This is a genomic window from Frankia sp. BMG5.23 (genome assembly GCF_000685765.2).
GTDB lineage: Bacteria > Actinomycetota > Actinomycetes > Frankiales > Frankiaceae > Frankia > Frankia casuarinae.
This window is the reverse complement of the sequence record NZ_JDWE01000003.1, coordinates 23,480-44,272: the sequence shown is the minus strand read 5'-3', so window position 1 is coordinate 44,272 and position 20,793 is coordinate 23,480. Positions and strand designations below refer to the sequence as shown.

Genomic DNA, 20,793 nt, shown 5'->3' with positions numbered 1-20,793 from the left:
GGTTCTCGCGAGCGGCTGACGACCGCGCTGGTTGTTGGCTGACCGGACACGGAAGGGACCCCCGAGGCAGGCGTTGGTGGGACGCTGGATGAGACCGGCGGGGTGGGGGGGTTCCGCCTGTCGACCCAGCGATGCGATATCGACTACAGGGATGTTCGGGTTAGGGACCGCCGAAAGGCTATCGCCTCGGCGTCGTTTCGAGGGAGAAATCGCGCGGGCGTTTCCGGGGCGGTTGGTGCACCGTCGGTGCAGTCGATATGCGCGCAGAGCGAGGATGAATGTCCGGTCCGCGGCCGCTTTTTGACTGCGGAGAGTAGCAGTCTTGGTGGTCAAGGTGGGACCCTGTACGGGCTGTGGCCTACCTGAGTCCTACCCGCTCCACACCCTCGGTGGGGGTTGTGCGAACGTTGTTGCGTCTGCCCCCGACGTCGGGGGTTGCTTACCAGTGACCTTCTTTCTACGCTTCGTGGCAATTGTTGGGGCGGGAAGAGACGAAAGTCGGAGGAGCAGCGGTTTTCGTGGCGGTGGCACGCGGCAGTTGGCTGGACGCGACATCGTTCGTGGAGGACGAGGTCAGAGAGCTTGTCCGGCGGCGTTCTCTCGATCCCGTGCGGGACCCGGCGCAGGTGCGTCAGCTCGTTCACGAGGTGCTCGCCGACTATGAGGAACGGGCTCTCGTCAGCGACCTTCCCCCGGTCGTCGACCGGGACGTCACCGCCCGGCTGGTCTATGACGCGGTTGCCGGGTTCGGGCCGCTGCAACGCCACCTCGACGACCCGACTGTGGAGGAGGTCTGGATCAACGAGCCGGGCCGGGTATTCGTCGCCCGGGCCGGTCGCAGCGAGCTGACGACGACCATTCTGACCGCCGATCAGGTCCAGGACCTCGTCGAGCGGATGCTGAAGTCCTCGGGCCGGCGGGTGGACCTCTCGACCCCGTTCGTCGACGCCATGCTTCCGGATGGTTCCCGGCTGCACGTGGTCATCCCCGATGTCACCCGGGTGCACTGGTCGATCAACATCCGTAAGTTTGTGCTGTCCGCGTCGAGCCTGGACGAACTGGTCGGTCTTGGGACGATCACGCTGGCAGCGGCCGCCTTTCTGGACGCCGCGGTCGTCGCCGGCCTCAACATCATCGTTGCGGGCGGCACCCAGGCCGGCAAGACGACCATGCTCAACTGTCTCGGCTCGGCCATCCCGGCCCGGGAACGGGTGATCAGCTGCGAGGAGGTGTTCGAGCTGAAGCTGCGGGCCGCCGACTGGGTGGCGATGCAGACCCGGCAGGCCAACCTGGAGGGCAGCGGGGAAATCCGGCTGCGCCGGCTGGTCAAGGAGGCCCTGCGGATGCGCCCGGACCGGCTCCTGGTCGGCGAGGTTCGCCAAGAGGAGGCGCTCGACCTGCTGATCGCGCTCAACTCCGGGCTGCCCGGTATGTGCAGCCTGCACGCGAACTCGGCTCGCGAGGCCGTGACGAAGCTGTGCACCCTGCCCCTGCTCGCCGGCGAGAACGTCAGCCATGCCTTCGTGGTGCCCACCGTCGCCGCCAGCGTGGACCTCGTCGTCCATCTGGAGAAGGACGTCTCGGGCCGGCGCCGCGTCACCGAGGTCGTCGCGCTGCCCGGCCGGACGGAGGGGGATGTCATCGAGATTGCCCAGATCTACCGCTCGCGCGCGGACGGACTGGTCCGCGCCGACGGCTTCCCGCCACATCCCGAACGGTTCGCCCGCGCCGGCTACGACCTGCCCGCCCTGCTGGCCCAGAGCGACCATGATTACCATCATCATCGGCCCGGCGGGGGCTGGCCCGAGATCGCCGCGGAGCGCTGATGGGCATCTTCCTCGGCCTGCTGTTCGGTCTGGGTCTGTTCCTTATCGTCACCAGCGGCCGGCCGCGGTTCCCGGCCTGGTCGGCGACGGCGCGCTGGGAACGGTCGACGAGCGACCTGCTCGCCCAGGCGGGCATCCGCGGCGTGACCCCGCGCCAGTTCGTCATGATTAGCCTGGGTCTGGGCCTGTTGGTCGGCCTGGTCGTCCTGGCATTCACCGAGACCGTGTCGCTGGCCGGCGCCTTCGTCGTGTTTGCGAGTCTGCTGCCCCGAGCTCTCGTGGTCCGTCGGCGGCATGCCCGCAGGCATGATCTGCGGGAGCTGTGGCCGGACGTCGTCGACAACCTGTCCAGCGCGGTGCGGGCCGGGATGTCGCTGCCCGAGGGCCTGGCCGCGGTGGGGGTGCGGGGGCCGGTGCAGCTGCGACCGGCCTTCACCCGGTTCGGCGAGGACTACAGCGCCACCGGGTCGTTCTCGGCCTGCCTGGACCGCCTCGCCGACGAGCTCGCCGATCCGGTGGCCGACCGCATCATCGAGTCGCTGCGGATGGCCCGGGAGGTCGGCGGGACCGACCTCGGCCGGCTGTTGCGCACGCTGTCCACCTTCCTGCGGGAGGACGCCCGCACCCGCGCCGAGCTTGAGACGCGGCAGAGTTGGACGGTGAACGCCGCCCGACTCGCGCTCGCCGCCCCCTGGATCGTGCTGCTCCTGCTGGCCACCCGGGGGCAGAACGTGCGGGCCTACGACAGCCCGACCGGGGTCCTGGTGCTCGTGGTGGGCGGCGCCGTGTCGGCCCTCGCCTACCTGCTCATGAAGCGGATCGGCCGGTTGCCGGAGGAGGGCCGGGTGCTGCGCGGGGGAGCGGCAGCCGGCCGGGGGGCGGGATTGTGACCACGGTCGCCAGCGGTGCGCTGATCGGGTTCCTCGTCGGGCTGGGCCTGGTCATCATCGTTTACCGCTCCCCCCGGGCCCGGCGCATCCACCTCGCTGACCGAATCGATCCCTACCTGCGGGACACCCCCACACCCTCGAGGCTGCTCGACGACCGGCCGCGGGGGGTGCCGCGGCCGGGCCTCGCCGCGGTCGAGGCGCTCGCGCGCCCGTTACTCGCGGACGCCGCCGGTCGACTCGACCGTTTCCTGGGGGGCCGGGCCGCCCTGCAACGCCGGCTGACCCAGGCCGGCGGACGGACCAGCATCGAGGAGTTCCGCGTCCAGCAGGTCATCTGCGCGGCCAGCGGGGCGCTGATCGGCGCCTTCCTGCTGGCGCTGCGCGCGCTGCTCGGCGTCGGCCCGCCGGCCCTGGTCAGTGTCGCCTTGATCGTCGCTGGCACGGCCGGTGGGGTGGTGGCCCGGGACTACTGGCTGTCGCGGGCGATCTCCGAACGCGAGGACCGGATGCTGCTGGAGTTCCCGACGATCGCGGAGCTGCTGGCGCTCGCGGTGACCGCGGGGGAGTCGGCCATCGGGGCGCTGGAGCGGGTCAGCCGGTTGACCCACGGCGAGCTTGGGCGCGAGCTGCGGCTTGCGCTGGCCGACGCCCGCGCCGGGGCCACCCTCGTGCAGGCGTTGGAGGGCATCGCGGCGCGTACGGCGTTGGCGCCCCTAGTGCGGTTCGTCGACGGGATGGCGGTCGCGATCGAACGGGGGACGCCGCTGGCGGACATCCTGCGCGCGCAGGCCGTCGACGCGCGTGAGGCGGGCAAGCGGCAGCTGCTGGAGGCCGGTGGCCGCAAGGAGATCGCGATGATGATCCCGGTCGTGTTCCTCGTCCTGCCGACGACCGTGATTTTTGCCTTCTACCCGGCCCTGGTGAGTTTCACCGTGATCGCGCAGTGAGTGTCCGGGGGCGCGCAGGTGGCCGCCCGCGGGGTGGACGCGTCCGTCCGGCGAGGTCGGATCAGCCAGCCTGAAGGAGGAGACATGGGACGAACAGGGCAGGCCGTGAAAGCGAGATGGCGGGCCTGGCGGTCAGCCGTCGCATCGGGCAGCCGCCATGATCGCGACCGGGGGGACGTCCCCGGCTGGGTCATGATAACCGTCATGACGGCGGCGCTGGTGGTCGCGATCGCCACCCTGGCGACGCCCGCCCTGCAGAACCTGTTCACCTCGGCCATCAACTCGGTGTCGGGTATCGGCGGTGGCGGCTGAGCTCGCGGCCGCCGCGGGGCCGGACGGGATCGACGGCGGCCCCAGGGGAACCGGGCACCGACCGGACGCGGTCGAGGACGGCGTCGAGGACGCCTCGGACGCCTCGGACGCCTCGGACGCGGCTGACGCGGCTGACGGCGGATCGGCCGTCGTCGAGTTCATCCTGGTGGGGACGTTGTTGCTCTTCCTGATCCTGGGGATCATCCAGGTCGGCCTGGTGCTGCACATCCGCAACACGCTCGCGGCGGACGCCGCGGAGGGAGCCAGGCACGCGGCCAACCTCGGCGTACCGGCGAGCGAGGGCGGTCCCTACGCCCAGGCCCTCATCGCGCGGACCATCCCGGGACGGTCCGACGCCGTCTGCACCGGGGCGCAGGTCGATGGGCCGGGTGGCACGCCGCTCGCGGAGGTCACCTGCCGGGTTGCCGTGCCGCTCGTCCTGGTCCCACTGGGCGACGGCATCACGATCACGGTGAAGGGCCATGCGCTCAAGGAACTGCCGTGACGAGGGGTGGCGTGGCGGGAGATCGGGTCGCGCGGGCGATCCTGCACTCCCTGCCGCGGGCGATCATGATGATCAGGACAGGTTGTGTGGCTTTCGTGCGCCGCGTCGGTCGCATAGGCCGCGTTGTCGGGCCCGGACAGGAAGGCCGGGCGACCAGGGCCGACGACGGTTCGGCGATGATCGAATTCGTTGGATTGTCCGTCGTGCTGCTCATCCCGTTCGTCTACCTGTTCCTGTGCGTCTTCGCGGTGCAGCGCGCGGCGTTCGGGGTGACCCAGGCCGCCCGGGAGGCCGGGCGGGCGTTCGCCACCGCGGACAGTGAGACGCAGGGCATGGACCGGGCGCGGCTCGCCGCGCAGCTCGCCCTCGCCGACCAGGGCGTCCCCGGCGCGCCACAGGTCCGGTTCGCTCCCGAGGGCGCCGACTGTGGTGCGGGGGATCCCGGAGACGGCGCGGCAACCCTGGAGCCGGGCGCGTCGTTCGTCGTCTGTGTCCGTACGGTCGTGGCGCTGCCGGGAACCGGCGCCTTGTTCTCCGGCATTACCGATGTCACGGTTAACGGCCAGTTCACCGTAGTGATTGATCAGTTCCGCGCCGACAGGCGGGAAACCCAGCCCTAGCAGGGGTTTCGTACGTTCACGGGGTTACGCGGGATCGCAAGGTTTTACGGGGTCCGGTGGACTTTTTGGCGGCGAAGGACTTGTCCGGCTCGGGGAGCAACTCGGCTCGGCGCGCCAGGTCGGCGAATTTGGGGGAGCAGAGTCCGGTCTGCGGTCCCTGAAGCGTGACTGGCTCCCCAAAACTCGGCCGCCACGCGATGTACACCACGTCCGTGGACTCCACTGATGTCGATCCGCGCGGACACCTGGCCGTTCTTGCTGGGCTGGCTATCGGCGTCTGCCGGCCCACTGCTGTATGAGGGCTGCGGCGGCCTCGTGGTCGATGGTAACTCGGTTGCTGAGTACGGCGTGCGCGGCGGCGAGTTTCCTGACGAGCTTGTCGATGAATGCATGTGTGTCATCGCGGCTGAGGTTTCCTTCGGTGATGATTTTTGTGTAGCGGACGGTGTCGACGATGGCGGACTTCACCCGTTCGTGGGAGAGGTAGGTGTCGAGGTCTGACTGCCATCCCTCGGTGGCCGGACCGTTGACAACGGAGGTCCACCCATGGACGAGTGCGGCTGACTCGTCGGGCTGGTAGCTCATCTTGTGCAGGTGGACCGCAAGATCATAGACCGGATCGCCCCACAGGGCGAGTTCCCAGTCGAGGAAGTAGGCTTGGCCATCCGAGATGATGATGTTCTTGCGGTGGATGTCGGTATGGAGAAGGCGGAAAGGCCGCGGGTGCAGCGTCGTCCATCGACTGTTGATCTCGGTGAGCGCGTCGATGGGGATGCCGAACTCGGCGTACAGATCGCCGAAGTCGGGAAGGAACCGGGAATGCACGCCTGCGGTGACAGCGGACAGGCGGCGGGCGAAGTCGGCGGTCCGCCCGTCCGCCGGCCAGCCTGGCGGCGATTGCGGCAGGCGTTCGCGCGGGACGAGGCCGAGCTGCCCGAAGAGTTCCACGACGTCGCCGATGACGTGGTCGGGGACACGGGTGCCGCGTGGTGCGGTGTTGTCGAGGAGCTGACCGGGAAGGAATTCCACGATCTGATAGCGGGGCTGCATGCGGGCGTAGAGCAGACGGGGCGCGTGGGTCACGGTCCCGCGGATGGCGCGCAGCACGTCCCCTTCCGGCCAGATCATCAGGTCCATGATGTCGCTGCCCGGAATCGGGATACGAACAATCACGTCTCCGGCCGGCGTGTCCATCCGGATGTTGTGATTGTAGAAACCCGACGCGGCATCGGGGCGCCCGACCGCCTGCCGGTACAGTTCGTCGGGCCGCCACGTGTGCCCGTTGAGCAGGTCGGCGACGAAGTCCTCGACGCGGGCGTCAAGATCGGTAAGCGTGCCGAACGGCTGGATTCCTGCCCGTGCCCGGCTCGCGGCGGCGGTCACCTGCCCGTCATCGATGCCGAGGATGGACAGTGCGTGCGCCGAGCAGAGGATGATTGTCGGGTAGACGTCGGCTGCTTCCAGCTCGCGGACGCTCCACTGGAGCGAGGAAACCGCTTCGTCGAGCTGACCCCGGCGAGCATGGACCAGGGCGCGGTAGAACTCGGCGCGGGCTCGACCGGAGCGATACCCGACCCCATCGAGGGCGGCGCACGCGGACCGTAGGGAGGTCTCGGCCTCGTCGAGCTGACCGCATCGGAGCTGCCCGATGGCGAGAGCGGTATACGCCTTGCCGAGCTCGTGATGGGCGCCGATCTCGCGTTGGATCTCGATCGCCTGGCCTGCCTCGACGATGGCCTCGGCAGGGTGGGTATAGGCGAGGAGTTCGGCCCGGTTGGTCTGGATGTTGGCCAACCCGAGAACGCTATCGGCTGCGGCGTAGTGGGCGGCGGCCTCGTCGAGATAGCGGGCGGCGGCGTCGAACTCGAACGCGAACCGGTGGGCGAGGTGACGCATCCGGGCCACGTCTCCGTGAAACTCGGTGTCCTGCCCCGGAGCGGACGCACTCAGGTCGGTGGCGAGTGCTTCCGCGTCTCGGAACCGGCCCTGGGCCATGTGAAGGTCGGCGGCCCACAGGCCCGCGGTCAGCCGGGATGCCCCCGTGGCGTGGTCCCAGACCTGGGTGTAGGCGTCGAGCGCGGCCCGGGTCTCACCGGCGATGCGTCGACCATGTCCGGCGGCCACGGCGAGCCGCGCGCCGACCATTGTGTCGATGGCCAGAGCGGTGACCGGTTCGGGAACCAGCGCCGTGACCGTGGCCGCGTCGCCGAGGCGAATCGCCGCCTCAGCCTGCAGGCACCGCAGCGCTTCGGGCAGGTTGTCGTGGTCGGGTTGGTCGTTGAGCCGGGCGCGCAGGTCCTCGGTGATGCCTTGGGCTGCGCTGTGTCCCCCACGGCGAACCGCGTGGTCGGCATAGCCGAGGATGCTCTCGCCGCTGATCTGCCGACCCCGCAGGGCGTGATACGCGGCCTCCCGCAGGGCGCGGGCGGCATGAGCGCCGCTGTCCTGGCCGGTCGCCTGGTCGGCCCGGTTCTCCCACAGTCCCTGTAGCAGGGCGTGGATGTCGGTGGTAGTGCCCGGAGAAAGCCGTTCCCGCAGGGCTGCGGCCATGAGCTGATGAAACCGCAGCGCGGTGTTCGCCGGGTATACGAATGAATATGCGGTGAGGGATTCCCAGGCGATGCGATGTCCCGGGAGATGGAACGTGGCCGTCAGCATCCGAAAAATATCATAGTCGAAGATTCGCGCCGGGCTCAGGACCTCCAGTGATCGAATCTCTTCCGGGGCGACATGCTGAAGAAAGCGCGCCAAGATCTCCTGCTGGGACACGAGGGCACCGCTGACCCGCCCACCGGTCTGCAGGTGCGTGTCCACCGCCAGGTTCAGATAGAATGGGAGACCTGCGCTGGCGTCCGCAATTGTCTGGCGCTGGAACGGATCGGTGATCCCACCGGTGTCGAGGAGTTCCAGCCGGGCTTCCATGGGCAGGCCGCCGATGTCGCATATCTCGATGAGGCCGTCCCAGTCGGGATCCGTCAGTTCCCACCGCAACGGTTCCCGGCTGGCGATGACCACCAGGCCGCGGTCGAGCTGTGCCACGAGATCACGTAGCCAGGCATCCGCGAGTTGCGCCCGTCCGGTGCGTACCGGGCTCGGCACCAGTGCCTCGTGGCTGTCAAGGATGATCACATACTGTCTGTCCTGGCTGGCAGCCCGAAGGTCTTCAGCGAACAGAAACGTGACGGCGTCGGCGAGCTCACTGTTCGGCAGGTCGTCGAGTGTCGCCAGGGTGGGATCGCGCCGCACCCGCAGGCGGCGGCGTATGTCGCAGCCGCCACGCTCCAACAGCTTGATAAGGCCGCGGGCCGTACCGAAAATCGGAATTCCGGTCATCGTGTCGGCGATATCCGCGAGAATGGAACTCTCGTCGACGAATGCCAGTTCCGAACGGTTCAACCGCAGATGTGGGTGTAGCCGCTGCCACAGCACTGCGTAGGCGATGTCGAAGCGATCGAAGTGTACCCCTTGCGACCCCAGTTCGTTGCGTAGCACCGCCAGCGCGTCTTCCTGCTGGCGCAACGAGTGCACCTGCAGATCGAGTGATGCCGTTCGATACCGGGTTGCCGCCCGGTCCTTCAACTCGCGCAGTAGTCGTGACTTACCTATACCGCCCACGCCGATGGCGTTGAAGACCCGTGGACCGTCACCTAGATGGGTCAGCTCTTCGGCGAAAGCCGCCAGCACCGGTTCGCGGTCCACGAAACGCCGCTGCAGTGCGGCGACCCGATGAAACCGTGGCGCAGGCGCCATGTAAACCTCCGACCATCACAGACCGCGATACCGTCGAGGACGATGCAATCATAGTCGAGCTTGACGACGCACGATGGACCAGCACATCGTGCTGCGGCGCGATCCGATCCTTCCGACCCGCACCCGGGGGGCGAGCCCGGGTGCGGGACCGCGACCACGGTTCCGCACCCGGGTAGGCGTGCGCCGTGGGATCCGGTCGGCTAGTCGTTCTCGAGCGGAATCTCGTCGAGCGGGATGTTCAGGTAGGACGAGGAGCCGTCGGTGGACGAGATCTCGATTTTGCTGTTGGTGACGGTGGCGTCGCCGAAGAACCTGTCCTTGGTGTCCACGACCAGCTGTATCTGGTGGCCCGGCGTGATGCGGTAGTCGGCCGGCTGTAGGTGGATGTCGATCGTTTGCGTCTCTCCCTCGCGGTCGTTGAGCAGGGTGAAGGGCGCGCTGGTGATGATTTTTGCCTTACCGGTACCCGGGTCGACGTCGAACAGGTGCGCCACGAGCGTCGCGCTCTTCGCGGACGGGGTGACCGTGAGATGCGCCGAGACGGTTCCGGTGATCTGACTCGGTGCGTTGAGCGGTTCGGTCGACCACACCGCGGCGTCCTCGCGGGAGATCTCCGAGGTCTCGTACACGATCGGAGCCCCCAGTCTTTCGAGGACGCCGGTCTTTACCAGGGCCGGGGCTATCAGTGCTGGGGTGTCCGTGCCGGCCCGGAAGGTGTGGCTCCACCCGGAGTTGGGCTGAGGCGTCAGTGAGCCGTCCGATGTCCCCGGCAGCGGCGCGTTCAGGTAGTAGCGTCGCGGCGGCAGCGTGTACGAGTCCCAGTCGGCGAGCTTCTTGATCGTGAACAGGTTGTGCATGTACTCGGTGTGCACGTCGCCGTCGTTCTCCACGCCGTTCTCCTCGTCGGCAACGAAGCGGTCCAGCCAGCGGAAGGTCGTCGCTGTCGGACGACTGATGCCGCCGAGAAATCCCTTGATCTCGTCGCCGCCGTGATCTCCGATCAGTACCAGGAGACGTTTGGGACCGATCAATGCGTTGAAGAACTCCACCACCGCGGGTACCGAGAAGATGGTCTCGTGCCAGTAGGTGCCGAGGAAGATGGGGACCCTCCTGGCGTTGAGCTCGTTCAGATAGGTAACCGGTGAACGGACCGCGCTGAACTCCAGCAGCCGTTCGATATTCCGATTCGCCCGGAAGTCGTCGAAGATTTCCCTGACTTCGGCGGAGAGGTTCTCCTCGCCGAACAGCTTGGCGAGCTCCTCGAACGCCAGCAGGTGTCGTGTCTCGTTCTCGTACAGCGATCGGCCCAGATCGGCCCAGGCGCTCTGCGCGCACACGGCCCGCACCCGGTCGTCATGCGCCGCGATGATCAGGCTCTGGCCGGCGCCGTAGGACGACCCCGCGAACCCGATCCGATCCTGATCCGCGCGGTCGGGATAGGTGTTCAGTACCCAGTCGATCACGGCCGAGCCGTCCGCCCGGTCCCGCGGACCGGCGACGTCTATCTTCCCTGTGGAGTCGGCGATCCCACGCTCGCTGTACGCGACCGCCAGATATCCCTTGAGCGCGAAGTTCAGGAGCATCCCCGGATACGACTTCCATCCCGTCGGCGCCAGCGGAGCCGGCATGATGACAACCGGGTGCGGCCCCGGCTTGAGGGGGACCAGCACGCCGGCGTCGAGTTGGACGTCGGCATCGGCTCCGGGGATCCTGGTCGCCGTGAAGGTCCCCGCCCCCCGCAGTTCCCCGAACTTTGCCACGGTCGCCGGCGGGAGATTCTTGAAGTCGCCGCTCTCGAGATTCTCGAGAGCGGCGATCTCCGCGTCGAGCAGTGTTCTGTCATTGGGCGCGAAATCGAACACGTTCGTGGTCTTGGCAGCCGTGGTCACTTGGATGATCCCCTTCTGGGTATGGGAAAAGGAGCCTGCCGGCGAACCTGGCCGACGGACGCGCGATCGTCCGCGGCCGTGACGAGGTGAGATCCGGATATCGGATCCGTGGTGCGGAAGTCTCCCGGTGCACGGGTTCGGAGCCTAGAGGTGTACGCGATCGTCAGGGGTGAGGTGAGTACTTTGTCCGCGCGCCGTACGGCAAGATGGTTTTGACCCGCACGCGGCTGCTGGTTACGAGCGAAGCCCTGCAGCCAGGACAGCGAGAGTACGAACAGCGCCAGCACGCCCACAGCGGCGAGCCACCGCCCGAGGCCCGCGGGCGAGCGGAAGCCGATGGCGAAGGCCACGCCGAACACCAGCGCCGTCGAGACGAGATTGCGAGCACGCTCGCCACGACGTGTCCCACGATCAGTGCGCCGCCGTTGACGTCCATCGAGCGGAACCGGTCGATGACTCCGGTAGTAAGGCGGATCAGTGCCGCATGACCGTATTCTCCCGCAATGGGGCTGCTATTCTTCCACAATAGGGTTGCTAATAGGGTTGCTGGGGCAGTGGGTTTCCGGCCTCGCCTGTTCGGCCTTCCGGCAGGAGCGTCAGCAAGGAGAACGCGTGCCCGTGACCAAACATGTGCCTGTGACCAGCGGCGGGACGGGGTCGGCCGGAGCAACGGGGTCGGCCGGAGCAACGGGGTCGACCGGAGCAACGGGGTCGACCGGAGCAACGGGGTCGGCCGGAGTAACGGGGTCGACCGGAGTAACGGGGTCGACCGGAGTAACGGGGTCGACCGGAGTAACGGGGTCGACCGGAACACCGGACGGAGTCGTCCGCCCGGACGGAGTCGTCCGCCCGGACGGAGTCGTCCGCCCGGACGGAGTCGTCCGCCCGGACGGAGTCGTCCGCCCGGACGGGACCAACCGCGCGGACGGCGGGACCATTCTCGTGCTGACGTTGGGGTATCTCATGGTCGCGGCGATGCTGGTGGTCGTTGTGACCGACGTGTCCGCCGTCTACCTCGCTCGTCGGTCGGTGGCCTCGGCCGCCGACGGCGCCGCGCTGGCCGCTGCCCAGCGCATCGACGAGAACGCGATCTACACCACCACCGACGCCTTCGAGCGCCTGCCCCTCGCCGACATCGCCACGACCGTCGATCAGTACCAGCGCCGGGCCGATCCGAGTGGCCGCACGATCCTCACCTCCACCCTCGTCGACGCGACGACGGTGGAGGTGGAGGGCACGCGTGTGGTCGACCTTCCGGTCGTCGGCTCCCTCGGGGTGGGTCCGGTCACGGTACGTGCCGGAGCGCAGGCACAGTCGGTGGTCCGCCAGCCCGCTGCACCATGACGCCGGCCGGCGCCGGAACGCCGAACCGCGCCGGTTGCGTGCGCGTCACCCGTTGGCTTTCCTCCGACCCCTGATGCAACCAGGTCGAGGTGGCGTCCATGAGATCGTCGAGACCGTGGCCGGTGCGGCGCTCGGCCAGATCCGACACGTCCCGGACCAGCCGGGCCACCCATTCGGCCGGCCGCCCGGCGGACAGCGCCACCGCCTGAGCGGCGTGCTGGGCTGCCTCGTCGCGATCCGGGACCTCCCGGGCCAGCGCGGCCCGGGCCTGCGCCATCCGCACCGAGACCACCATGCCCGTCTGGCCGCTGCCGGTGATCAACGTCGAGGCGCGTTCCAGGTGAGGCGTGGCCTCGTCGGCCGCGCCGACGGTGGTCAGGGCCTCGGCGCAGGCCAAGGCCAGATCCGCCGGGGAGTAAGTGTCGAGCGAGAAACCCGGCGAGCCGTGGGCGGTGTCGTCGAGCCGTTCCATCGTCTGCCAGGCTCTGGCGACGGCGTCCCGGACGCCTGCCCGGTCGCCGGTCGCCGCACAGGCGCTGGTGACGACCTTCCCGGCGATGAGGGCCCGGGTGGAGCTGTGCCCCGCGATCCGCGCCGCCGCCCCGGCGATCTGCAAGGACACCGCCGGGCTGTGTGGGCGGACCACCCGGGCGCGCAGGGCCAGGGCGCGGGCGGCGAGTGGCCCGTCCCCGGCCGCCCGGGCGAGCGCCGCGGCCCGGTCGGCCCGCGCAGCGGCGTCGGAGTGTTTGCCGCGGTCGTAGGCGGTGGCAGCAGCCACCGTCGTGACCGCCGCGTGCAGCCGCATCCACTCCAGCGCCGGCCGGCCGCGCAGCCGGTGCTCCCGGGGCACGGTCTGTGTCGTGCGCTCCAGCGAGACCAGGGCGGACGTGGTAGTGATCAGATCAGACGTCTCGTAGGCCCTGACCGTCGCGGTCAGGGCTGCCATGCAGGCTTCGTGCAGGCCGGACGCGTCGCCGCGCAGACTCACGGAGCCCACCGCCGCGAGGCCGGTGGCAACCAGGACAGAGCGTCGGTCTGCGACCTCCGGGACCTCCGACACGATGGGACCCTCCGTGCTCCTGCGGGAATGATCGCGGCCTTCCGCTGGCACGCGACGGGGCGGTGAGTCGCCGCCGCTAACGGCGTGATCCGATCGCTCGGACGACGGATCCGGTTATTCACGGCGGCCTTCCTCCTCTTCCCGTGGTAGTGGTCGGTTTCCCGTGGTAGGGGTCGGTCCTTGAGTCTTCGTCCCGTCCCGGCGACATCGACCGGTGCACACGCGCGCACCGGTCGATGCGTCCGAGCTCTCCGCATCCGGGCTCTCCATGGCCGACACCCATATGGTCGCGGGGCCGCACTGTCCCGACGAAACCCGGCGTTCACGTATTCGTGCGCGAAGCGCCGCCTTCGAAGGTATCGTTTGGGGGCCGCGGACGCGTCGAGTTGTGCGCACTCGGCGATGTGGTACGTGTCTCTTCAGGGATTGGTATCGGTTGTTGTCGGAGGTTGTTGTCGGACGGCTGAACCGCCTGACCGCCCGGGGCCGCCGTAACGATTGTCCGCAGTGCGGGCGTCGGTTGGCCGAAATGCTCGTGGCATCCCGCGAATGTTTCATCCTCGTGTCGTCGAGCCATTGCATGTTTCGCCACGATGATGTTTCCCGGTCGAGGCGTCGTCGGGATGCCGTCGGGATGCCGTCGGGAGGTCGCGGGGATGCCGTCGGGGCTCGGCGCGACGCCGATGCGAACTCGGCCGGCTCCCGTCCGGGCGGACAAGATCCGTTGTGGCGGTGGCCCCGGGCGCCGCCGGTAAGGTGAACAGCATGGCCGTCGACCTGTCCGAGGAGATCAAACAGCTGGATGCCACGTTGACCGGCATCGAGACGGTTCTCGACGTGGAGGGGTTGCGCCGTCGCGCCGAGGATCTGGAGCGTCAGGCCGCGGACCCCGACCTCTGGTCCGATCAGGACCGGGCCCAGGCTGTCACCCGCCGGTTGTCGTCGACGCGCGGGGACATCGCCAGGGTGGAGGGGCTGCGTCGCCGTCTCGACGACATCGCCGCCGCCGCGGACCTCGGCGATGAGGATCTGCTCGCCGAGGCCGCAGCCGATCTTCCCAGGCTGTCCAGTGACATCGCCGGTCTCGAGGTTCGGACCCTGCTGTCCGGCGAGTACGACGAGCGGGACGCGATCGTGCAGCTCTCGGCCGGGGCCGGCGGGGTGGACGCGGCCGACTGGACGGCGATGTTGCTTCGGATGTACCTGCGGTGGGCCGAGCGGCACGGCTACGCCACGGAGGTCTTCGACACCTCCGAGGCCGAGGAGGCGGGTCTGAAGTCGGCAACTTTCCAGGTCAAGGCGCCCTATGCGTACGGGACGCTGCGCAGTGAGCACGGGGTGCACCGGCTCGTCCGGATTTCGCCGTTCGACAACCAGAACCGGCGGCAGACCTCCTTCGCCGGGGTCGAGGTCACCCCGGTCGTCGAGCTGTCCGACCACGTCGACATCGACGACAAGGATCTGCGTATCGATATTTTCCGTTCGTCCGGTCCGGGTGGGCAGGGGGTCAACACCACCGACTCCGCGGTCCGCATCACGCATCTGCCCACGGGCATCGTGGTGACGTGTCAGAACGAGCGCAGCCAGCTCCAGAACAAGGCCGCCGCGATGATCGTGTTGCAGGCGAAGCTCCTGGAGCGGCGGCGGGCCGAGGAGGCGGCGGAGAAACAGCGCATCACCGGCGGGCCACAGGACGTCTCCTTCGGATCGCAGATCCGTAACTATGTCCTCCACCCGTACCAGATGGTGAAGGATCTGCGTACCGACACCGAGACCTCGAACACCAGCGGTGTTCTCGACGGCGAGCTCGATGATTTCATCGACGCGGAGATCCGGTGGCGGCGGTCGGTTGAGAACCAGGCGTGAGAGGGTTCTTCGGAGCTTTTGTCGACGCCTGGGATGTGTCTGGTTCCGGACTGAGCGGGCAAGCCTCGCCGCACCGTCCGGGCGCTCGTGGCCCGGCGAGACGATGAGCGCCCGGCGCCCGGCGCCCGGCGCTCCGGTTCCGGAGGTTCGGAGTTCCGGAGGTTCGGAGTTCCGGGGGTTCGGGGGTCTGGAGATCCCCCGTTTCCGGGACGGCATCCGAATGTCGCCTGCCTCTCGGGGAACGGACGGTGAAAAGACAAAGATCCGGCCGTGGTGGGAACGTCGGTGTGACGTAGGCCCGGCCGGCGGCTCGGCCCGGCCCGGCGTCGGGGAAGGACTCCACCGGATCTCCTGACGCCATTGGCATGCCGGGTATACACGTGTAGAGTTCCGGGTAGTTCGCGGACCGTTCGATTTTTTAGTTTCGGTGTCTTGATCTGGTCCGCCTACTGCTTCACCCGATGGGATGTACGCCCGTGTCACCTGGTCGTTCACAATTGCGAACCGCTGTCGCGGAGGGAGTGCGGTCTGTGTCCCTGCACACGAATGCACGCATGTATATGTGTGGAAATAACGGTGCAAATCCGGGCAAGATGGCCAGTCTCGCCGGTACGGGAACGCCGTGACCTCCCTGGCGCCTGCGGCGTCCGGCGCCGCAGGCGGCGTGTTCGAGGGTGCGCCCACGATGCCCCTGCCCGTCCTTATGTACCACGGCGTCGGTGATTCGGTGAGTGCGGACTTCCGACGCTGGGAGGTCCCTCCCGGTGCCTTCGCCGAGCAGCTCGAGGCCCTCGTCGAAAGCGGCTACCACCTCACCGGTCTCACTGACGCGCTGGCACATCCCACCCGCCGCCAGGTGGTGATTACCTTTGAGAACGGCTTCGAGGACTTCGTCACCACCGCGGTGCCCGCTCTGCGGGCGATCGGGGCCAGCGCTACCCTGTATGTGCCGACCGCCTTCGTCGGCCGGCGCGCCACCTGGCTGGATGGCTACACCGAGCGCAACCTCCCCCTGTTGGACTGGTCCGACCTCGCCGCGCTCGCCGGGGAGGGCATCGAGCTTGGCTCGCACGGTCACCGTCATCTGGAGCTCGACGTGGTGCCGACCGCTCTGGCGCGGTACGACGTCACCGCCAGCCGGCGGCTGATCGAGGAGAGAACCGGCCGGCGTCCGGACAGCTTCTGCTACCCCTTCGGTTATCACTGTGCGGCGGTGCGCCATGTCGTCGCGGCCGCCGGGTTCGAATCAGCCTGTGAGGTCGGATACCGCATTCATCAACCGACGTTGTCCCGGTTCGCCATCAGCCGATTGATCGTCAATCGGGCCGCTGGGGCGGCCGACATCCTTCGGCTCGTTTCCCAGGGGCATCGCGACGCCCTGCTCAGCGTCCGGCGAGGACTGCAGTCGGGGTGGCGGACATATCGAGCGGCGCGCTGGCGGCTCGGCCGAGGCGCCTGACGACGGGGGCGCGGGAAACTGGAGTCCGGGGCCCGGCGGTTACCGCGTGCTCTCTCACACGACCGCGAGCCGATAGCCCCGCTTGATGACGGTCTCGACCGCGCAGCCGGCCGGTCCCAGCGCGGTGCGTAACCGGGCGACGGTCATCTCGACCGCGTGTTCGTCGGTCAGCCCGGCCGTGCCCGTCCGGCGCAGCAGCTCGGCTCGGGACAGCACCCGGCCGGGACGCTCGGTCAGCGCGTCGAGGACTGCCGCGGTCCTGGGTGCGAGCATCACCGGCTCGCCGTTGACGATCACTGCCCCGCCCTGGACCCGCAGCACGTGCCCCGCGGCCTCGACGGTCCGCACCCGGCGACGCGGGAGCTCGTCGGACAGCGTGCGCACGAGTGCTCCGAGCCGGAACCGGTCCGGGGTCACCGTCGCCACGCCCTGCCGTTCGAGGGGGGCGGCACAGACCGGACCCACGCACGCGGGCAGTACCTCGCCACGCAGCGCGGTCAGCAGTTCGTCGAACTGTCCCATCTCCCGGGCGATCCGTAGCAGGCTCACCACGGCGGGCGCGCTGGTGAAGGTGACCGCGGAGACCCCGCCGGTGACGATGAGCTCGACCATCCGGCGGACCGGCCGCAGATCGTCCGGTGGTTCCCACCGGTACACCGGTATCTCGACGACCTCGGCACCCGCCGCGCGCAGTCCCTCGACCATGTCTGGCAATGGCTCGCCGTGTAGCTGCACCGCGATGCGCAGCCCGGCCAGGTTCTCCGTGAGCAGATGGGCGACGAGCTCGGCGCCGGATTCCGAGCGGGGCGACCAGCACTCGGTCAGCCCCGCGGCCCGGACGGCGCCGGTGACCTTCGGCCCGCGGGTGAACAGCCGGGCGCCGTCCAGCCGGTCGCGCAGCCGCTCGCCGAGCCCCCAGCCCTCGGCGGCCTCCACCCAGCCGCGGAAGCCGATTGCCGTCGTGGCGATCACCGCGTCCAGCGGCCGGGTGAGGCACTCCCGGGTCGCGGCGAGCAGCAGGCTGTCGTCGGCAAGCGGCACTATGCGCAGGGCCGGGGCATGGACCACCCGGGCTCCGCGCCGTTCGAGGAGGTTCGCGAGCTCGTCGCGGCGACGCGCGGCCGTGACCCCGACGGTGAAGCCGAGCAGCGGTGGCAGCGCGGCGCTGACGGCCGGCTCCCTCGATGTCGCCGACGCCGGGAACATCCCGGGTGCGCTGGTGGTTTCGGGCGGGCTGGTGGTTTCGGGCGGGCTGGTGGTTTCGGGTGTTCCGGCGGTCCCGGGTGCGCCGGACCGGTCGCCAGCGTCGGGCCGCCCGGGACTACGGATTGTCACAAGGCTACCTCCTGGGCTGGGGTCCCGCGCCGATCCCCCGGTCACCGCAGGATCGGACACGGCCATGTCCACGCGCTTGCCGGTGTGCAACGCCGGTGTTAACCGGCACCGTTGCGTATTCACGACGTCCGCATCGAGCGTTCGTCGGGCATCTCACATCCCGTCGTGTCGTGGAGTGCATGCCTTGTAGCCGGACCGACCTGACTTCGAGTCAGCGTTGACATCCTGGGTTCGTACGGTTCTGGCCGTAGCGGGTGCCCGTTCGGACCGGCACCCATCGGTTCGGACGTGCGGGTGGTGCGCGGATGTCTTCTCGATCACTGGTGGTCGTCGGCCACGGCATGGTGGGGCATCGGTTGTTGGCGGCGCTGCGGGACCGCGACGTCGAGGGGCGATGGGATGTCACGGTCCTCGCGGAGGAACCTCGGCCCGCCTATGACCGGGTGGGCCTCTCGGCGTACTTCACCGGGGCCACCGCGGAGGACCTCAGCCTCGTCGAGGACGGATTCCTTGAGCACCCCCGGCTGCGAGTGCGTCTCGGTGAACCGGTCGTCGCCGTCGATCGGGCCGCCCGGACGGTGACCACCGGTGCCGGCCGCACCTACCGGTACGACGCGCTGGTGCTTGCGACCGGTTCCTACCCGTTCGTCCCACCGGTACCCGGCCGGGAGGCCACCGGCTGCCACGTCTACCGCACGATCGAGGACCTGGATGCGATCTCCGCCTCGGCGCGCGGCAGCCGGACCGGGACCGGTGTGGTCGTCGGTGGCGGCCTGCTCGGCCTGGAGGCGGCGAACGCGCTGCGTAGCCTGGGGTTGGCCACCCACGTCGTCGAGTTCGCGCCCCGGCTGATGCCGGCCCAGGTCGACGAGGCCGGCGGGCAGACACTGCGAGCCCACATCACCGGGCTCGGGATCGGCGTCCACACCGACACGGCCACCGAGCGGATCGAGGCCGATGCCGACGGGCGGGTCGCCCGAATGGTCTTCGCCCGTCACCCCGAGGGGCTGGCCGGCCTCGACACCGACGTCGTCGTGTTCTCGGCGGGGATCCGCCCGCGGGACGCTCTGGCCCGCGAGTGCGGACTCGACGTCGGGGATCGCGGTGGCATCGTCGTCGACGAGGGCTGCCGCACCAGCGACGAGCACATCTATGCCGTCGGCGAGTGCGCCCTGGCGGCCGGACGGGTGTACGGGCTGGTCGCGCCCGGATACGCGATGGCCGAGGTCGTCGCGGACCGTCTGCTTGGCGGCGACGCGACCTTCACCGGCGCCGACATGTCGACCAAGCTCAAGTTGCTCGGCGTCGATGTCGCGAGCTTCGGGGACGCCTTCGGGACGACTCCCGGTGCGCTGCCTATCACGTTCGCCGACCCGGTGGCCAAGGTCTACAAGAAGCTGGTGCTCTCCGACGACGCGCGTAGCGTCCTCGGTGGCATCCTTGTCGGCGACGCGGGGGAGTACGGAACGCTGCGGGCCATGGTCGGCTCCGCCGGGGTCGTGCCGGACGATCCCGCGCGGCTCATCCTGCCGGCCGGCGACGTCGCCGGGGCCGGCGGCTCCGGGGCCGGGGTGGCGCTCTCCGCCGGGGCGCAGATCTGCTCGTGCAACAACGTCACCCACGGTCAGATCTGCGCCGCGATCAGCGCGAATGGCCTTACCGACGTCGCTGGGATCAAGGGGTGCACCAACGCGGGCACGAGCTGTGGCAGCTGCGTGCCGATGCTCAGGACGATCCTCGGCCAGCAGCTCGCCGCCGCGGGCCTCGAAGTGTCGAAGGCGCTGTGCGAGCACTTCGACGTCAGCCGGGCCGAACTGTTCGAGATCGTCCGGGTGCGGGGGATCACGACGTTCTCGCAGCTGATCGCCGAGCACGGTCGGGGCCGGGGCTGCGAGGTCTGCCGGCCGGTGGTGGCCTCGATTCTTGCCTCCCTCTACAACGGGTACGTCCTAGTCGGCGAGCAGGCCGCCTTGCAGGACACCAACGACCACCTGCTCGCGAACATGCAGAAGGACGGCACGTACTCGGTCGTCCCCCGGCTGCCCGGCGGCGAGGTCACGCCCGAGACGCTCATCCTGATTGGCGAGGTGGCCCGGGACTTCAACCTCTATACGAAGATCACCGGCGGGCAGCGCATCGACCTCTTCGGCGCCCGGGCCGAGCAGCTGCCGAAGATCTGGAAGCGGCTGACCGACGCCGGACTCGAGTCCGGACACGCCTACGGCAAGGCGTTGCGGACGGTGAAGTCCTGCGTCGGGGAGACCTGGTGCCGCTACGGCGTACAGGACTCCACCACGTTGGCCGTCGACCTGGAGCTACGCTACCGCGGCCTGCGATCCCCTCACAAGATCAAAATGGCGGTCTCCGGCTGTGCCCGGGAATGCGCGGAGGCGCGGTCCAAGGACGTCGGGGTGATCGCCACCGAGCAGGGCTGGAACCTGTACCTGGGCGGCAACGGCGGTCATCGGCCCCGGCACGCGGAGCTGTTCGCCTCCGACCTCGACACCGAGACGCTCGTCCGCTACATCGACCGTTTTCTGATGTTCTATGTGCGCACCGCCGATCGCCTCCAGCGCACCGCGCCGTGGGTGGAGAGCCTCGACGGCGGCCTTGGGCATGTCCGCGAGGTCATCGTCGACGACTCGCTGGGCATCTGCGCTGAGCTTGACACGGCCATGGCTTACCACGTCGCGACCTATCAGGACGAGTGGAAGACGACGCTGGCCGATCCGGTCGCACTGCGCCGGTTCGCCTCGTTCGTCAACGCCCCCGAGGGGGCCGACCCCGACGTCATCCACGTCCTCGAACGCGGCCAGCCCCGGCCGGCCCGCCCGGCCGAGCGGGCGGCCCTCATCGCCGGTGCCACGCTACCCGTGGTGGCTGACCGTTTCCTTGCCTATCCAGGCTCCTTGCCTATCCAGAGGGACGAAACGGACACAAAAGCCTCTGGATAGGCAAGTAGGCGCATCACGGACGATTTGGAGGCCGCC

Annotated in this window: 14 protein-coding genes and 1 pseudogene; 10 read left to right on the top strand and 5 right to left on the bottom strand. The window is 69.0% G+C overall.

The genetic code is table 11. The features are described 5' to 3' along the window. Positions 1-518: 518 nt before the first annotated feature. The 6 genes from BMG523DRAFT_RS02095 (at position 519) to BMG523DRAFT_RS02070 (ending at position 5,100) form a co-directional block, all read left to right on the top strand. Positions 519-1,826 carry a CpaF family protein gene (locus BMG523DRAFT_RS02095; protein WP_011435232.1) on the top strand — a complete coding sequence of 436 codons (1,308 nt, stop codon included), beginning with the start codon at positions 519-521 and terminating at the stop codon, positions 1,824-1,826. Next, positions 1,826-2,716: a type II secretion system F family protein gene (locus BMG523DRAFT_RS02090; protein ID WP_011435233.1), complete on the top strand. Its 891-nt coding sequence runs from the start codon at positions 1,826-1,828 to the stop codon at positions 2,714-2,716. Before BMG523DRAFT_RS02095 ends, BMG523DRAFT_RS02090 begins: the two co-directional genes overlap by 1 nt. Next, entirely contained in the window at positions 2,713-3,663 is a 951-nt protein-coding gene (locus tag BMG523DRAFT_RS02085) for a type II secretion system F family protein (protein WP_011435234.1), read from the top strand. Before BMG523DRAFT_RS02090 ends, BMG523DRAFT_RS02085 begins: the two co-directional genes overlap by 4 nt. A gap of 84 nt (positions 3,664-3,747) precedes the next feature. After that, positions 3,748-3,975 (top strand): hypothetical protein, encoded by a 228-nt coding sequence (locus BMG523DRAFT_RS27155; RefSeq protein WP_023839919.1) that lies wholly within the window; start codon positions 3,748-3,750, stop codon positions 3,973-3,975. Beyond that, complete coding sequence (locus BMG523DRAFT_RS02075; protein ID WP_011435236.1) at positions 3,965-4,480, top strand: TadE/TadG family type IV pilus assembly protein; 516 nt, start codon at positions 3,965-3,967, stop codon at positions 4,478-4,480. The genes BMG523DRAFT_RS27155 and BMG523DRAFT_RS02075 overlap by 11 nt, the downstream gene beginning before the upstream one ends. A gap of 176 nt (positions 4,481-4,656) precedes the next feature. After that, positions 4,657-5,100, top strand: a complete 444-nt coding sequence (locus BMG523DRAFT_RS02070; protein ID WP_035730816.1) for a hypothetical protein — start codon at positions 4,657-4,659, stop codon at positions 5,098-5,100. A gap of 267 nt (positions 5,101-5,367) precedes the next feature. On the opposite strand, the gene BMG523DRAFT_RS02065 is transcribed toward BMG523DRAFT_RS02070, so the two are convergent. The 3 genes and pseudogenes from BMG523DRAFT_RS02065 to BMG523DRAFT_RS27150 all read right to left on the bottom strand — a co-directional run. Beyond that, positions 5,368-8,850, bottom strand: coding sequence for an aminoglycoside phosphotransferase family protein (locus BMG523DRAFT_RS02065; RefSeq protein WP_011435238.1), 3,483 nt, complete (start codon positions 8,848-8,850; stop codon positions 5,368-5,370). A gap of 200 nt (positions 8,851-9,050) precedes the next feature. After that, complete coding sequence (locus tag BMG523DRAFT_RS02060) at positions 9,051-10,739, bottom strand: CocE/NonD family hydrolase (protein ID WP_043590240.1); 1,689 nt, start codon at positions 10,737-10,739, stop codon at positions 9,051-9,053. Positions 10,740-10,990: 251 nt separating this feature from the next. Further along, positions 10,991-11,199: pseudogene (locus tag BMG523DRAFT_RS27150) on the bottom strand (ABC transporter permease); the annotation flags it as partial. A 476-nt stretch (positions 11,200-11,675) separates the two neighbouring features. Between BMG523DRAFT_RS27150 and BMG523DRAFT_RS02055 the strand changes: the two are divergent. Continuing rightward, positions 11,676-12,083, top strand: coding sequence for a pilus assembly protein TadG-related protein (locus tag BMG523DRAFT_RS02055; protein WP_049761044.1), 408 nt, complete (start codon positions 11,676-11,678; stop codon positions 12,081-12,083). Here BMG523DRAFT_RS02055 and BMG523DRAFT_RS02050 read toward each other — a convergent pair. Next, positions 12,025-13,143: a hypothetical protein gene (locus BMG523DRAFT_RS02050; protein ID WP_011435242.1), complete on the bottom strand. Its 1,119-nt coding sequence runs from the start codon at positions 13,141-13,143 to the stop codon at positions 12,025-12,027. The genes BMG523DRAFT_RS02055 and BMG523DRAFT_RS02050 overlap by 59 nt on opposite strands. A gap of 765 nt (positions 13,144-13,908) precedes the next feature. Between BMG523DRAFT_RS02050 and prfB the strand changes: the two genes are divergently transcribed. Then, positions 13,909-15,009: a peptide chain release factor 2 gene (gene prfB / locus BMG523DRAFT_RS02045; RefSeq protein ID WP_011435244.1), complete on the top strand. Its 1,101-nt coding sequence runs from the start codon at positions 13,909-13,911 to the stop codon at positions 15,007-15,009. A gap of 622 nt (positions 15,010-15,631) precedes the next feature. Next, complete coding sequence (locus tag BMG523DRAFT_RS02040) at positions 15,632-16,468, top strand: polysaccharide deacetylase family protein (RefSeq protein WP_011435245.1); 837 nt, start codon at positions 15,632-15,634, stop codon at positions 16,466-16,468. Between the two features lie 54 nt (positions 16,469-16,522). On the opposite strand, the gene BMG523DRAFT_RS02035 is transcribed toward BMG523DRAFT_RS02040, so the two are convergent. Beyond that, positions 16,523-17,674 (bottom strand): uroporphyrinogen-III synthase, encoded by a 1,152-nt coding sequence (locus BMG523DRAFT_RS02035; RefSeq protein WP_011435246.1) that lies wholly within the window; start codon positions 17,672-17,674, stop codon positions 16,523-16,525. A gap of 434 nt (positions 17,675-18,108) precedes the next feature. Between BMG523DRAFT_RS02035 and nirB the strand changes: the two genes are divergently transcribed. Continuing rightward, entirely contained in the window at positions 18,109-20,757 is a 2,649-nt protein-coding gene (gene nirB, locus BMG523DRAFT_RS02030; RefSeq protein WP_011435247.1) for a nitrite reductase large subunit NirB, read from the top strand. Positions 20,758-20,793: the final 36 nt, after the last annotated feature.

Bases quoted from the DNA above. Each gene is read 5' to 3' on its own strand.
- BMG523DRAFT_RS02090 (WP_011435233.1), top strand. From the start codon at position 1,826: ATGGGCATCTTCCTCGGCCTGCTGTTCGGTCTGGGTCTGTTCCTTATC.
- BMG523DRAFT_RS27155 (WP_023839919.1), top strand. From the start codon at position 3,748: ATGGGACGAACAGGGCAGGCCGTGAAAGCGAGATGGCGGGCCTGGCGG.
- BMG523DRAFT_RS02070 (WP_035730816.1), top strand. From the start codon at position 4,657: ATGATCGAATTCGTTGGATTGTCCGTCGTGCTGCTCATCCCGTTCGTC.
- BMG523DRAFT_RS02065 (WP_011435238.1), bottom strand. From the start codon at position 8,850: ATGGCGCCTGCGCCACGGTTTCATCGGGTCGCCGCACTGCAGCGGCGT.
- prfB (WP_011435244.1), top strand. From the start codon at position 13,909: ATGGCCGTCGACCTGTCCGAGGAGATCAAACAGCTGGATGCCACGTTG.
- BMG523DRAFT_RS02035 (WP_011435246.1), bottom strand. From the start codon at position 17,674: ATGTTCCCGGCGTCGGCGACATCGAGGGAGCCGGCCGTCAGCGCCGCG.
- nirB (WP_011435247.1), top strand. From the start codon at position 18,109: ATGTCTTCTCGATCACTGGTGGTCGTCGGCCACGGCATGGTGGGGCAT.